This is a genomic window from Brenneria alni (genome assembly GCF_003666245.1).
Classification (GTDB): Bacteria; Pseudomonadota; Gammaproteobacteria; order Enterobacterales; family Enterobacteriaceae; genus Brenneria; species Brenneria alni.
Map to the genome: position 1 here is coordinate 17,442 of NZ_MJLZ01000045.1, position 13,912 is coordinate 31,353.

The window sequence follows — 13,912 nt, forward strand, 5'->3', positions numbered from 1 at the left end:
CTGTTGCGGTGGTGACAATGAGCAAGCAACTCAGCCCACAAGTTCCTGCTAACCCCATTGTATTGGGGAAGATGGGTTCTACTTATGGCATCCGGGGTTGGCTCAGAGTGTTTTCATCCACCGAGGATGCCGAGAGCATTTTTGATTATCAACCTTGGTTTATCCAGACAAAAAGTGGTTGGCAGCTTGTTGAGATTGAAAGCTGGAAACATCACAATCAGGATCTGATCATCAAGATTAAAGATGTTAACGATCGTGATGCGGCAAATATATTGACCAATTGCGAAATTATCGTCGATTCGGCGCAATTGCCAGAACTGGATGAAGGTGATTATTACTGGAAGGATCTTATTGGTTGTCAGGTCGTAACCGTAGAAGGTTACCAACTGGGAAAAATCATCGATATGATGGAAACCGGTTCAAACGATGTGATGGTAATAAGAGCTAACCTGAAAGATGCCTTCGGGGTCAAGGAGCGGTTGGTTCCGTTCCTCTCTGGACAGGTTGTCAAGCGTGTTGACCTTTCTACTCAATCCGTTGAAGTAGATTGGGATCCTGGTTTTTGAACTCTGAATTAACCAGTAGTACCAAGTGGAACGAGACTATGTGGATTGGGGTTATTAGCCTGTTTCCAGAGATGTTCCGCGCAATTACTGATTATGGAGTCACTGGCCGGGCAGTTAAAAATGGCCTGTTGCGCGTACAGTATTGGAGTCCGAGAGACTTCACTTACGATCGGCATCGCACAGTGGACGATCGCCCTTATGGCGGCGGCCCCGGAATGCTGATGATGGTGCAACCCTTACGGGATGCGATCCACGCAGCGAAAGCGGCGGCAGGTGAAGGTGTCAAGGTGATTTATTTGTCACCTCAGGGCCGTAAATTAGATCAGCAAGGCGTACGCCAACTCGCGGCAAACCAGAAAATGATTCTGGTATGTGGACGGTACGAGGGAATTGATGAGCGCGTAATCAGAACCGAAATTGATGAAGAATGGTCAATCGGTGATTACGTCCTCAGCGGTGGAGAATTACCGGCAATGACGCTGATTGACTCGGTTTCCCGCTTTATACCGGGAGTCTTGGGCCATCAGTCTTCAGCAGAGGAGGACTCTTTTGCTGATGGGTTGCTGGATTGTCCTCATTTTACTCGTCCCGAAGTGTTGGCTGGTATGGATGTCCCGTCAGTTTTACTGTCAGGCAACCATGCTGAAATACGCCGCTGGCGGTTGAAGCAGTCGCTGGGCCGAACCTGGCTTAGAAGACCTGAACTTCTGAAAAGCCTAGCTCTGACTGACGAGCAAGCAACGTTGCTGGCTGAGTTCCAACATGAATATCAGTCTGGGCAACAAGAGTATTAGGTGGTCGTCGCGGTTTGACCTGACGAACCCAAATATCAGTTTACCTAGGGTAAGAGACATATTATGAGCAACATTATTAAGCAAATTGAACAAGAACAGATGAAGCAGGACGTACCTGCATTTCGTCCGGGTGATACCGTAGAAGTGAAGGTATGGGTTGTTGAAGGTAGCAAAAAACGTCTGCAGGCATTCGAGGGCGTGGTTATCGCTATTCGTAACCGCGGTCTGCATTCTGCATTCACTGTTCGTAAGATTTCCAACGGCGAAGGTGTAGAGCGCGTTTTCCAAACGCATTCTCCAGTAGTAGACAGCATTGCTGTTAAACGTCGTGGTGCCGTACGTAAAGCCAAATTGTACTACCTGCGTGAACGCACTGGTAAGTCTGCCCGTATTAAAGAGCGTCTTAACTGATAGCGCGCTTTCGCAACATCCGAAAGTGGTTATAAATAAAGGGTTTAGCCGGTGGCTAAACCCTTTATTTTGACATTATCAACTTATGATTTAGCCCGGCTTACGTGCAATGACGGTCGGGAACATATGCATGTGATCGTTAATGAATGTGATATCGCTGAACCCCGCTTGTTCCAACTGGGCCTGCGTTTGTGTGTGGGTACGAAAAGACGTCCACTTTGCATTAAAAATGCGTGAGAAAAGCAGGTGCTGTAAGGACAGTAATTCCGGAGCGGCCCCTCGCCAGGGGGAGTCGGCAGACATTGTTGGCGGCGGCGTAAGAAAGCTGCTCACCAGCGTACCACCAGGCTTCAGCCCATCAAAAAATGCGCGATATAATGCGATGACACGATCATTATCTGGCTCATAAATATTAAGTCCATTACTGGTTAGCACATCAACATGAGTTTCCAGATTGAGTGACCAGGCATCGTGGCAGCGAAGTGACAACTGTTTTTCCCGCCCCTGCTGGATCGCCAGGTCCCGTGCTCCCTCCAGCGCCTGTTGGTCCAGGTCTACACCGATTAAGCTGACATCAGGGTGGCGGGTATAATCGAGCAGTAACAGGTCGCCCATAAATCCACAAGGGACGGATGCCATGACAATGCCAGGATGTAATAGCTTTTGTAACTGCTGTTGGAAAATCCCAAACCGTTCGCGGGTGGCTAGTACGCTTGGTAGTCGCTCGTAAATAAGGGCCTCAAGTTGGTTGGCGAAATTGATTTTGGATATGCCGCTGCGGTAGGTAACCAGATGATGCGTCCAGTAGGCATTCAGTCCATGATGCTTTAGTAAAAAACGCCCCAGTTCGAAGGTTGAAAGCTGCTCCAGGAGGTTGAGCTGCTGCTCAACAGAGGCGCCAGGAAGGTCGCCGGACTGGCGGATCCTGTCTCTTTCTGTTTCCATCAGAGCATCGTGGTTGTCAGAGGACGAACTCTGGTGAGATAACAATTTGGCGCGGGGATCAGTGCTAATGGGTTGGATTGGTTTTGACATGCTACTACTCCGTTAGTAATTTACTGTTTTGTCTTCCACTAATTACTTCATATCCGTTACTATCTCACACCGGAATCATAATATCATTCGGTTGTTTCTGAAATTCTGCCGTTGATTTTCGCCGTTACAGATAAAAGGTTTACGCCGTTTAGACGATACCTAATTTTTCTTTTAAAAGTTTCAGATAGCGGCGGCTCACAGGGATAATTTTCCCCGTGTTGGTGAGAACTTCTGCTGCGCCGTTATCCATCAGTTTAATTTCTTTCAGTAGGTCTGTGTTGACCATATATTTTCTATGGCAACGCACAAAAGGCGTTTTTTCTTCCAGTGTTTTTAGAGAAAGTTGCGTATAACCGGACTGACTTACTCCAACAACATGTACACCACTGAGTTCAGAGCTGAGATATTCGACTTCATCGACTTTGAGTAAAAAAATGCGGTTATGTCCGTGGCAGGGAATATGTCGAAGATAGGGTTCTGTAATTGCCTGTATATTTTTATTTACACTGGTGCCACGACGTAAACGATTTAGCGTTTTGTTGAGTCGCTGAGAGTCTAGTGGTTTTAGCAGATAGTCGAATGCATGTTCTTCAAAGGCGCGCACGGCGTATTCATCATAGGCGGTTACGAACACCACATAAGGCATGTTTTCCGGATCCAGCATCGCGGCTAGTTCCAAGCCACTGACTTTTGGCATCTGTATATCAAGAAAGATAACGTCAGGCTGCAAGCGATGAATCGCCGGTATCGCCTCCAGCGCGTTGCTGCATTGAGCGATAATCGTGATGTCAGGTTCATTTTCCAGCAGTAAGGCAAGCTCTTCACGAGCGGGCAGTTCGTCGTCAATGATGATGGCTTTCAGCATCGTCCCCCCTTTATGTTTCGCTGATTCTACCACTATTCACGTTGGATATTGGAATGATGAAAAACGTGAGTAAGGGGAGAGCAAATCCATTGTTGAAGATTTTTTCTTGGTGGTAATTTTAGTTTACAGTTATGGATTGAAAAATTTACGGTTCGTGTTATGGTGTAGACAAATGCCTAGACCGCATTTACCAATCACGCCATACAGGACTCGTCAGGAAATATGAATATGCAAAAAGATTCGCTTAATAACATTAATATCAGTGAGGAACAGATACTGATTACCCCCGATGAATTGAAAGCTAAATTCCCGCTCAGTGACGGTGAACAGCAAGCGATTGCCCGCGCACGTGAAATTATCGCGAATATTATTCATGGACGTGATCGTCGTCTGTTGATTGTCTGCGGCCCTTGCTCAATTCACGATACGGATGCGGCGCTGGAATATGGGCGTCGTTTGCAGTCCCTCAGTGCTGAATTGGGCGATCGGCTGTATATCGTCATGCGAGTATATTTTGAAAAGCCACGTACCACAGTCGGTTGGAAAGGGTTAATTAACGATCCTTACATGGATGGTTCTTGTGATGTGGAAGCAGGATTGCACATTGCCCGTGAATTATTGCTCAAGTTGGTAAATATGGGATTACCGCTGGCAACTGAAGCGCTGGATCCAAATAATCCGCAATATCTGGGTGACCTGTTCAGCTGGTCTGCGATTGGCGCCCGTACCACTGAATCGCAAACACACCGGGAAATGGCGTCTGGCTTGTCAATGCCGGTCGGTTTTAAAAATGGTACAGATGGCAGTCTTGGCACGGCAATTAATGCAATGAGAGCGGCGGCCATGCCACACCGGTTTATGGGGATTAATCAATCCGGGCAGGTTTGCCTATTGCATACGCAGGGAAATGCGGATGGCCACGTTATTTTGCGCGGCGGTAAAAAGCCGAATTACAGTGCGCAAGACGTTGAGGAATGTGAAAAACAGATGCTTGAAGCAGGACTGAAGCCAGCCCTGATGATAGATTGTAGCCACGGCAACTCAAATAAAGATTACCGTCGGCAGCCTCTTGTGGTCGAGTCGGCCATTGAACAGATTAAGACAGGCAACCAATCTATTATTGGTCTGATGCTGGAAAGCCATCTTCATGAAGGTAGCCAGTCTTCAGAACAGCCTCGTTCAGAAATGCGCTATGGCGTATCTGTAACGGATGCCTGCATCAGTTGGGAAAATACAGAGACGTTACTGCGTTCGGTACATCAAGAACTCGGCGCCGAACGGGTAAAACATTCAGGAGAGTAATAGTAATGGTAGCTGAACTGACCGCATTGCGTGATCAGATAGATGAGGTAGATAAAGAGCTGTTAACGCTATTATCACGCCGGCTGCGTTTAGTTGCAGAAGTAGGTGAGGTTAAAAGCCGTTACGGCTTGCCTATCTACGCGCCAGATCGCGAAGCGACAATGCTCAGTTTGCGCCGCAAAGAGGCTTCTCAGTTGAGCGTGCCGCCTGATCTGATTGAGGATATCTTGCGCCGTGTAATGCGAGAGTCTTATTCCAGCGAAAACGACAAAGGATTTAAAACGCTTTGCCCGCAACTTCGTCCCATTGTGATCGTGGGAGGCCGTGGGAAAATGGGGGCGCTGTTTGAAAAAATGCTGACGCTGTCGGGCTATCAGGTCAAGATTCTGGAACAAGAGGACTGGCCGAGAGCTGAAACCCTGTTATCTGATGTCGGCATGGTCATCGTCAGCGTACCTATCCATGTGACGGAACAGGTCATTGCCCGTCTGCCTAAACTGCCGGACGATTGTATTCTGGTGGATTTGGCTTCGGTAAAAAATGGCCCGCTGCAAGCGATGTTGGCCGCGCACAATGGACCGGTGCTCGGGCTACATCCTATGTTTGGGCCGGACAGCGGCAGTCTGGCTAAACAGGTGGTCGTCTATTGTGATGGACGTCAGCCAGAGGCCTATCAATGGCTGCTGGAGCAAATACAAGTATGGGGCGCTCGTTTACATCGCATTAGCGCGGTAGAGCATGATCAGAATATGATGTTCATTCAGGCGCTGCGTCATTTCGCCACTTTCGCCTATGGTTTGCATTTAGCGGAAGAGAACGTACAACTGGAGCAGTTACTCGCGCTGTCATCACCCATTTATCGTCTGGAATTGATCATGGTGGGACGGCTGTTCGCTCAGGATCCGCAACTGTACGCCGACATTATTATGTCTTCCGAGAATAATCTGGCATTGATCAAACGTTATTATAAACGATTTGGTGAGGCTATTGAGTTGCTGGAGCACGCAGATAAAGCTCAATTTATCAACAGCTTTAAAAAGGTTGAACACTGGTTTGGCGATTATGCGGGGCGATTCCAGGCTGAAAGCCGGACGTTACTGCGTCAGGCCAACGATATCCGCCAATAATATTTCTATCGATCAGTACGCTTTACCATCCCGGTGAGTTAACCGGGATGGCTTGTTTCACTCGGTTATGTCTACGGGCACGACGTTTTCGCTGGGGTAGCAGCCCAAAACTTTCAGTGAACGAGTAATCGAGGTCAATCCCCGCAATGCCTTCTTCATTGCCTCACTACGTAAATTCGCTTGTACATCGATGTAGAACATCTCCTCCCAGGGATTACCGTTAATTGGCCGGGATTCCAATTTTGTCATAATGATACCGTGGTCGCGCAGCACCAACAGTGCTTCAACCAGCGCGCCAGACTGTTGTCCTGTCGCCATAATTAGCGTGGTTTTCGCCGGAACCTGTTCCGAAACCTCAATAGGTTTACGGGCAAGCACGATAAAGCGAGTGATATTTTGTGACTGGTTGGCCAGATTATGCTCGAGAACTTGTAATTGATATAACATGCCGCCTGCCTCACTACCCAATGCTGCTGCCTCGGGGGAGTTGAGGGCTGCCACCTTTTCCATTGCAGCGGCGGTACTTTCACAGTATTCAATTTTCCAGTTAGGGAACCGATTGATAAAATGACTACATTGCTGGAACGGTTGAGGGTGGCTATAAACCGTTTTAATCTGATCGAGACTGGTTGTGGTAGCCACTAAAACGCAGTGATTAATCGGATTCGTCAGTTCTCCGACGATCGATAACCCGGTGTGCTGTAACAGATCATAGACATCGTTAATGGATCCTGAACTGGTATTCTCGATTGGTAATACAGCGTAGTCAGCCTGGCCCGTTTCCACCATATTAAAAATATCCTGGAATTTATGGCAGCCACACTCATTAAGTTGCTCGAAATGCCGGGCCGCATATTGCCTGGCCGCAAGGTGTGAATAAGAACCCTTAGGCCCCAGAAAGGCAATCCGCGCTGAATGGGGGGTAGTCTGGTTAAGTTGATGCTGTAATAGTGCCTGCTGTGTCAGTACCGAATCTTCGATAATAAGCTGGAATAAACGGGTGATGTAGTGGCCGTCAAGATGATACTTTTTCCCAATGTTAGTGAGTTTATCCAGTAAATTACGTTCGCGTTCTTTATCGCGGATAGGGCGATGAGAGTTTAGTTTACTGCGTGCAACGTCAAGAGCCAGTTCCCGTCTTTCAGCTAATAATTTCAGTAATTTCAAATCCAGTTCGCTGATGCGCTCGCGTAGTGCCAGTAGTGGGTTATCGGTCATTATCTTGTTACCTAATTTGTTGTCCTGATAAAAAATCGCCGGGAGCGATTTTCAACGTTGCTTGCGACGGCCCGAAAGGTGGTGGGCAGAGATAGCCCATCATAAAAAAGCCTCCTGGTTTCAGGAGGCTTTTTTGCTCGTCTTCGTATTCTTGCTCTTACGACGAATTGCCTCTCAAATCATGGGAGGGTGAAAAAGAATACGAAGAAGAACGGTGTATTAGTCATGCTTATCCTGTATGTAAGAAACATAAGTGCGAAACAATAACGTGTAAAGTAACTGTTGACTTTTTATCGTGTCAATGAAAAACGCGCCTGATGGCGCGTCAGACAAAAGGAGCGATGTCAGATCACTCTTCTTGTGGAACCTGAAGGTTGGCATCTTTGACGCAAGCTGCAGCCCGACGAGCTTCACCTTTATGCTGCACTTTGTTTAATTGGCGCTCAAGTTTGGCAATAAGCTCATTGATGGCCGTGTACATATCTTCATGTTTTGCGCTGGCGACCAGCGGGCCATTTGGCGTACTGATTGTAGCATCGGCAACGAAACCCTGAGGTTCTTTTGACAGAATGATGTGAGGGTTAATCAGGTTGGCTTGCCACTTATCCAGTTTAGAAAGACGGTCTTCGACATGCTGACGTATTGCGGGGGTAATATCCATTTGTTTACTGGTAATATTGATAGTCATATAACTTACCTCTCTGCCTTTGTCCGTCTTGGATAAATTCAGCATAACGCGAGTGAAGACAAAAAGCGTGATTATGAGCAATTTTTTTTGTCACTTTTTGTCAAAAAAACATGATTTGTGAGGCGTGGTCGGGAATCGACGGGAAGTGCTTGAGGGGAGATGTGGGCTATGTCATTATTGAACGAATGAGTTGAACCCGCCTGGCCTGTTCTCTGCTTTTCTCTTCTGCGCCATAGATAAAAACGGCAACCGAAGCTGCCGCCTTATTGTTTATTGTCCCAGCTATCTTATGTTGGATTTGCAGCAATGATTTTAGCTACTTTATCCGCCTGCGCAGTCAACTGAAGCTCGTGGTAGGCATTTTCCATCAATGGCAAGGCATCTTTGGTGGCTTTGGTGTCTGGATAATCACGCAGCATTTGATCAACACGATTAACTACTGCCACATAAGCGCCACGTTTCGTGTAGTATTGCGCGACAGAAAGCTCATATTTAGCCAAGCGCTCTTTCAGGTAGATCAGCCTTTTATTGGCATCGGCTGCATACTGGCTGTTTGGGTAGCTCTGAATCAGCCGGCTAAAGTCCCGGAAGGCCATACGAGCATTCTGGGGATCGCGATCGGAGCGATCGACGCCAAAGAAACCCTGTAGGGCGCTGTCGTCGAGAGCCATATCTGTCAGACCACGCATATACAAGACGTAATCAACGTTTGGATGTGTAGGATTTAATCGCAGGAAACGATCGATCGAGGCTTGAGCCAGCGGTAATTCGGCTGATTTGTAATAGGCATAAATCAAATCCAACTGCACCTGCTGTGAATACGGGCCAAATGGATAGCGGTTATCCAGTGCTTCCAACTGTGTGATGGCTGCTCTAAAGTTGCCGTCCTGCAGTTTTTGTTGAGCATTGGCATACAGTTCAGATGGCGGACTGTCAGGAACCGCATCTTTGGAGTTACTGGAGCAACCAGCCAGCGCCAGGCTCAACGTGGCTGCAGCCACCAGATATTTCATACGCGTCATGACGTTTTGATTATCCTCAGAGTGTTATTCCGGGAGACTGTCCGTTAAGCTCCCGATTTAGTCCAGCTACAATAGTACATTATTTTAAACGGCGTCGCCGTGAAAACCCAACGTTAACGAAGAAGCTGCATATATGGCACAACAAGTACAACTCACCGCAACGGTGGCCGAATCTCAACTCGGACAACGTTTAGATCAGGCTTTGGCCGAATTGTTCCCTGATTATTCACGATCTCGTATAAAAGAGTGGATTCTTGACAACCGGGTACAGATTAACGGCAATGTAATCAATAAGCCAAAAGAGAAAATACTGGGGGGCGAATCGGTTGCGATTGATGCGCTTATTGAGGAAGAGGCTCGCTGGGAAGCGCAGGATATCGCGCTGGATATTGTCTATGAAGATCAAGATATTCTGGTCATTAACAAGCCCAGAGATTTGGTCGTTCATCCCGGTGCCGGCAATCCTGACGGTACAGTGCTTAATGCGTTACTGCATTATTATCCTGAAATTGTTGATGTCCCCCGGGCGGGCATTGTTCACCGTCTGGATAAAGATACCACCGGTTTGATGGTGGTGGCGAAGACTGTACCGGCCCAGACTCGTCTGGTTGAATCACTACAGGCCCGTGACATCACCCGCGAGTACGAAGCTGTCGCGATTGGCAACATGACGGCAGGTGGTACGGTAGAGGAACCTATTGCCCGCCATGCTACCAAGCGCACGCACATGGCCGTTCATCCAATGGGGAAACCGGCGGTTACACACTACCGGATTATGGAACATTTTCGAGCTCATACACGATTACGTTTGCGGCTGGAAACAGGGCGAACACATCAAATTCGTGTGCATATGTCTCATATAAACCATCCGTTGGTAGGGGACCCTTTATACGGGGGACGTCCCCGTCCACCCAAAGGTGCTTCGGATGCGTTCATTACGACATTACGTGGTTTTGATCGTCAGGCGCTTCATGCGACAATGCTTCGCTTATATCACCCGGTCAGTGGGATACAAATGGAGTGGCATGCTCCTTTGCCGCAAGATATGATCGATCTGATCAATGCATTAAAAGCAGATACCGCAGCGTTCCATGATCAACTTAATTGGTGATTAAACAATGCTAATACATCCTGACTGGCCTTTACCAGATAACGTCCGGGCATGTAGTACAACCCGTCATGGTGGTATCAGTTTGCCTCCGTATGATGCGCTCAACCTGGGAAGCCATGTTGGTGATGACGCACAAAAGGTGATGGTAAACCGCCAAATGCTGATGGATAAGGCGGACTTACCCTCTATGCCGCATTGGCTGGAGCAGGTTCACGGTACACATGTGGTGGGTATCAGCGGCACATCGCCACTTTCAGCCCTCGGTGATGCGGCTTATACGGATCAGAAAGGTCAGGTTTGTACGGTCATGACCGCCGACTGTTTACCGGTTCTGTTTTGTTCAGCGGCCGGTGATGAGGTCGCAGCGGCTCATGCTGGCTGGCGAGGGCTGTGTCATGGAGTATTGGAAAAAACGCTTTCCCGTTTTCGGGCAAAACCATCCCAGATCATGGTGTGGCTTGGTCCTGCAATCGGCCCCGATAAATTCGAGGTTGGGGCAGAAGTACGGGAAGCGTTCATTCAGTATGATGCCATGGCTGCATTGGCATTCAGGTCTAATGGCGATAAGTTCCTTGCCGATATCTATCAGTTGGCGCGTTTACGTTTATGCGCTGGCGGGGTGACTCAAATTTTTGGCGGAAACCTTTGTACCGTAAGCGATTCGAAAAATTTTTTCTCTTATCGGCGTGATGGTGTGACAGGCCGTATGGCAAGTTTAATCTGGCTGATATAACCTATTGAATTAAGGCGGTCCACGGCAAGTAACATTTTAATCCCATTACTACTGGCAAAATAACCTTGAAATTTTGAGGGACGACCTCATCTGATCTCCAGTAGCAGTTTTGACCAGTTATATGGGAGGAGTTATGCGTCTGGATCGTCTTACCAACAAATTTCAACTTGCTCTCGCCGATGCCCAATCCCTTGCTCTCGGGCGCGACCATCAATTTATCGAACCCCTTCATCTGATGAGTGCTTTACTTAATCAGGAAGGCGGTACTGTCAGTCCGCTTCTGACTGCGGCTGGCGCCAATGTTGTTCGTCTGAAAAATGAAATCGGTCAGGCAATAGCACGTTTACCTCAGGTAGAAGGAACAGGTGGTGATGTTCAGCCATCCAGCGAGTTAGTTCGTACCTTAAATATATGTGACAAACTGGCTCAGAAGCGTGGTGATACTTTTATTTCCTCTGAGCTTTTTGTGTTGGCCGTGTTGGATTCTCGCAGCACGTTGAGTGACATGATTAAAAATTCGGGGGCAACACAAGAAAGCGTTACCAAAGCGATTGATCAAGTCAGAGGAGGAGAACAAGTGAATGATCAAAGCGCTGAGGATCAGCGGCAGGCATTGAAAAAATACACTATCGACCTGACCGAACGAGCGGAACAAGGCAAACTTGACCCGGTTATTGGCCGTGATGAAGAAATTCGCCGTACTATCCAGGTATTACAACGTCGAACTAAAAATAACCCTGTTTTAATTGGTGAGCCGGGTGTCGGTAAAACCGCCATTGTTGAAGGTTTGGCGTTACGTATTATCAATGGCGAAGTGCCGGAAGGTTTAAAGAACAAGCGTGTTCTATCTCTGGATATGGGGTCGCTTGTTGCTGGTGCCAAATATCGTGGGGAATTTGAAGAGCGTTTAAAAGGTCTGCTTAACGACTTATCCAAGCAGGAAGGGAATGTTATCCTGTTTATTGACGAACTCCACACGATGGTGGGTGCAGGGAAAGCTGACGGTGCCATGGATGCCGGTAATATGCTTAAGCCTGCTTTGGCACGCGGTGAGCTGCATTGCGTCGGCGCTACCACGCTGGATGAATACCGGCAATATATAGAGAAAGATGCTGCGTTGGAGCGCCGTTTCCAGAAGGTATTTGTTGCCGAACCGACAGTAGAAGATACCATCGCCATTCTACGCGGTCTTAAAGAACGCTATGAGCTGCATCATCATGTACAGATTACCGACCCGGCAATTGTTGCTGCGGCTACGTTGTCCCACCGCTATATTGCCGATCGTAAGTTGCCGGATAAAGCCATCGACCTGATTGATGAGGCAGCCTCCAGTATCCGTATCCAAATTGACTCAAAGCCTGAACCATTGGATCGCTTAGAACGTCGGATCATTCAGTTAAAACTGGAGCAGCAGGCACTGAAAAAAGAGTCAGATGAAGCCAGTCAAAAACGTCTGGAGCTGTTAAATACCGAGCTTGAGCAAAAAGAACGTGATTACTCTAAGCTGGAAGAAGAATGGAAAGCAGAAAAAGCGTCTCTTACCGGTACACAGAATATTAAGGCGTCTTTGGAGCAGGCGAAAATTTTACTGGAGCAAGCTCGCCGCCAAGGCGATCTGGGGCAAATGTCTGAGCTTCAATACGGTAAAATTCCTGAGTTGGAAAAACAGTTAGCCGCCGCGACGCAGCTTGAAGGAAAAACCATGCATCTGTTACGTAATCGCGTTACGGATGCTGAAATTGCTGAGGTACTTGCTCGCTGGACGGGTATTCCTGTATCCAGAATGTTGGAAAGTGAGCGTGAGAAGCTGCTAAGAATGGAGCAAGAATTGCACCAGCGCGTAATAGGGCAGAATGAAGCCGTCGAGGCGGTGGCAAATTCTATCCGGCGCAGCCGTGCAGGTTTATCCGATCCCAATCGTCCAATCGGTTCTTTTCTGTTTCTTGGACCGACAGGGGTAGGTAAAACAGAGCTGTGTAAAACGCTGGCCTCTTTTCTGTTCGACAGTGATGATGCAATGGTGCGCATCGATATGTCTGAGTTCATGGAGAAGCACTCCGTCTCGCGTTTAGTGGGGGCTCCTCCAGGATATGTGGGTTATGAAGAAGGCGGCTACCTGACAGAAGCTGTTCGTCGTCGTCCTTACTCGGTGATTTTGTTGGATGAGATCGAGAAGGCACATCCTGATGTATTCAACATCTTACTGCAGGTATTGGATGATGGACGTCTGACGGATGGCCAGGGGCGTACGGTCGATTTCCGTAACACGGTGGTAATTATGACATCAAACCTTGGCTCTGATCTTATTCAGGAGCGCTTTGGTGAAAGGAGTTACACCGAAATGAGAGATATGGTACTTGAAGTCGTTAGCCACAGCTTTCGCCCTGAGTTTATCAACCGTATTGATGAAGTTGTCGTGTTCCATCCGTTGGGAAGAACACATATCACATCAATCGCCAAGATCCAGCTTCAGCGCCTGTATAAGCGTCTTGAAGAGCGCGGTTATCATGTGACAATAACGGAACCCGCACTGGAACGGTTGGGGGAAGTTGGATTCGATCCGGTCTACGGTGCTCGTCCGCTTAAAAGGGCGATACAGCAGTTGATTGAAAACCCGTTGGCTCAACAGATCCTTTCCGGTAAATTGATTCCCGGTAAACCGGTAACGCTGGATGTTGATGGTGAGAATATCTTTGCTCGCCAATAGGACTTTTGATAACAAACCAAAAGCGGGAGAGATAATCGATTTCTCCCGCTTTATAACCTTATTTTCCACAGAAAACACATACTGAAAATGACTTTTTGATTCATTTTTAAACGCTTGATAATTATTTTGCATTTACCCCTTGTAAGCTGCCGTGAAGTCCCTATAATGCGCCACCACTGACCCGGCAACGGCGCTTGCGCGGTTGTGATGGCAGCAGGAAGTCAGGCATTAATCACTTGACTTCACAGCGGAAATGCATAGACTATGCGGCCCGCGCCACAGCGTAATGTGGCACTGCTCTTTAACAATTTAATCAGACAATCTGTTTGGGGG

General features: G+C 47.8%; 13 protein-coding genes and 1 other annotated feature. Of the genes, 8 read left to right on the forward strand and 5 right to left on the reverse strand.

Annotation, left to right across the window (positions count from 1 at the left end; all coding sequences use genetic code 11):
* The first annotated feature begins 17 nt into the window (after positions 1-17).
* The 3 genes from rimM (at position 18) to rplS (ending at position 1,771) form a co-directional block, all read left to right on the forward strand.
* The gene (rimM, locus tag BIY29_RS16655; protein ID WP_121576182.1) at positions 18-566 is read left to right on the forward strand and encodes a ribosome maturation factor RimM; all 549 of its coding nucleotides are present in this window, start codon (positions 18-20) and stop codon (positions 564-566) included.
* 38 nt (positions 567-604) lie between these two features.
* Positions 605-1,360, forward strand: a complete 756-nt coding sequence (gene trmD, locus BIY29_RS16660) for a tRNA (guanosine(37)-N1)-methyltransferase TrmD (RefSeq protein WP_121576183.1) — start codon at positions 605-607, stop codon at positions 1,358-1,360.
* 63 nt (positions 1,361-1,423) lie between these two features.
* The gene (rplS, locus tag BIY29_RS16665; protein ID WP_009111758.1) at positions 1,424-1,771 is read left to right on the forward strand and encodes a 50S ribosomal protein L19; all 348 of its coding nucleotides are present in this window, start codon (positions 1,424-1,426) and stop codon (positions 1,769-1,771) included.
* A 90-nt stretch (positions 1,772-1,861) separates the two neighbouring features.
* Here the strand turns inward: rplS and BIY29_RS16670 are convergent, their stop codons facing one another.
* Entirely contained in the window at positions 1,862-2,806 is a 945-nt protein-coding gene (locus BIY29_RS16670; RefSeq protein ID WP_121576184.1) for an SAM-dependent methyltransferase, read from the reverse strand.
* A 148-nt stretch (positions 2,807-2,954) separates the two neighbouring features.
* Positions 2,955-3,671 carry a two-component system response regulator BtsR gene (btsR, locus tag BIY29_RS16675; RefSeq protein WP_121576185.1) on the reverse strand — a complete coding sequence of 239 codons (717 nt, stop codon included), beginning with the start codon at positions 3,669-3,671 and terminating at the stop codon, positions 2,955-2,957.
* Between the two features lie 228 nt (positions 3,672-3,899).
* Here btsR and BIY29_RS16680 point away from each other — a divergent pair, with 228 nt between their 5' ends.
* Both BIY29_RS16680 and tyrA read left to right on the forward strand, forming a co-directional pair.
* Positions 3,900-4,973, forward strand: coding sequence for a 3-deoxy-7-phosphoheptulonate synthase (locus BIY29_RS16680; protein ID WP_121576186.1), 1,074 nt, complete (start codon positions 3,900-3,902; stop codon positions 4,971-4,973).
* Between the two features lie 5 nt (positions 4,974-4,978).
* Positions 4,979-6,100 (forward strand): bifunctional chorismate mutase/prephenate dehydrogenase, encoded by a 1,122-nt coding sequence (tyrA, locus tag BIY29_RS16685; RefSeq protein ID WP_121576187.1) that lies wholly within the window; start codon positions 4,979-4,981, stop codon positions 6,098-6,100.
* Between the two features lie 57 nt (positions 6,101-6,157).
* Here tyrA and pheA read toward each other — a convergent pair whose 3' ends face one another.
* The 3 genes from pheA to bamD form a co-directional block, all read right to left on the reverse strand.
* Positions 6,158-7,318, reverse strand: a complete 1,161-nt coding sequence (pheA, locus tag BIY29_RS16690) for a bifunctional chorismate mutase/prephenate dehydratase (RefSeq protein WP_121576188.1) — start codon at positions 7,316-7,318, stop codon at positions 6,158-6,160.
* A 100-nt stretch (positions 7,319-7,418) separates the two neighbouring features.
* Positions 7,419-7,546, reverse strand: a sequence feature (Phe leader region).
* Positions 7,547-7,667: 121 nt separating this feature from the next.
* Positions 7,668-8,006 carry a ribosome-associated translation inhibitor RaiA gene (raiA, locus tag BIY29_RS16695; protein WP_121576189.1) on the reverse strand — a complete coding sequence of 113 codons (339 nt, stop codon included), beginning with the start codon at positions 8,004-8,006 and terminating at the stop codon, positions 7,668-7,670.
* A gap of 287 nt (positions 8,007-8,293) precedes the next feature.
* Entirely contained in the window at positions 8,294-9,028 is a 735-nt protein-coding gene (gene bamD / locus BIY29_RS16700) for an outer membrane protein assembly factor BamD (protein WP_121576190.1), read from the reverse strand.
* 133 nt (positions 9,029-9,161) lie between these two features.
* Here bamD and rluD point away from each other — a divergent pair, with 133 nt between their 5' ends.
* The 3 genes from rluD (at position 9,162) to clpB (ending at position 13,579) form a co-directional block, all read left to right on the forward strand.
* Positions 9,162-10,139, forward strand: coding sequence for a 23S rRNA pseudouridine(1911/1915/1917) synthase RluD (gene rluD / locus BIY29_RS16710; RefSeq protein WP_121576191.1), 978 nt, complete (start codon positions 9,162-9,164; stop codon positions 10,137-10,139).
* A gap of 7 nt (positions 10,140-10,146) precedes the next feature.
* Complete coding sequence (gene yfiH / locus BIY29_RS16715; protein WP_121576192.1) at positions 10,147-10,872, forward strand: purine nucleoside phosphorylase YfiH; 726 nt, start codon at positions 10,147-10,149, stop codon at positions 10,870-10,872.
* Between the two features lie 133 nt (positions 10,873-11,005).
* Entirely contained in the window at positions 11,006-13,579 is a 2,574-nt protein-coding gene (clpB, locus tag BIY29_RS16720) for an ATP-dependent chaperone ClpB (protein ID WP_121576193.1), read from the forward strand.
* The last annotated feature ends 333 nt before the right edge of the window (positions 13,580-13,912 follow it).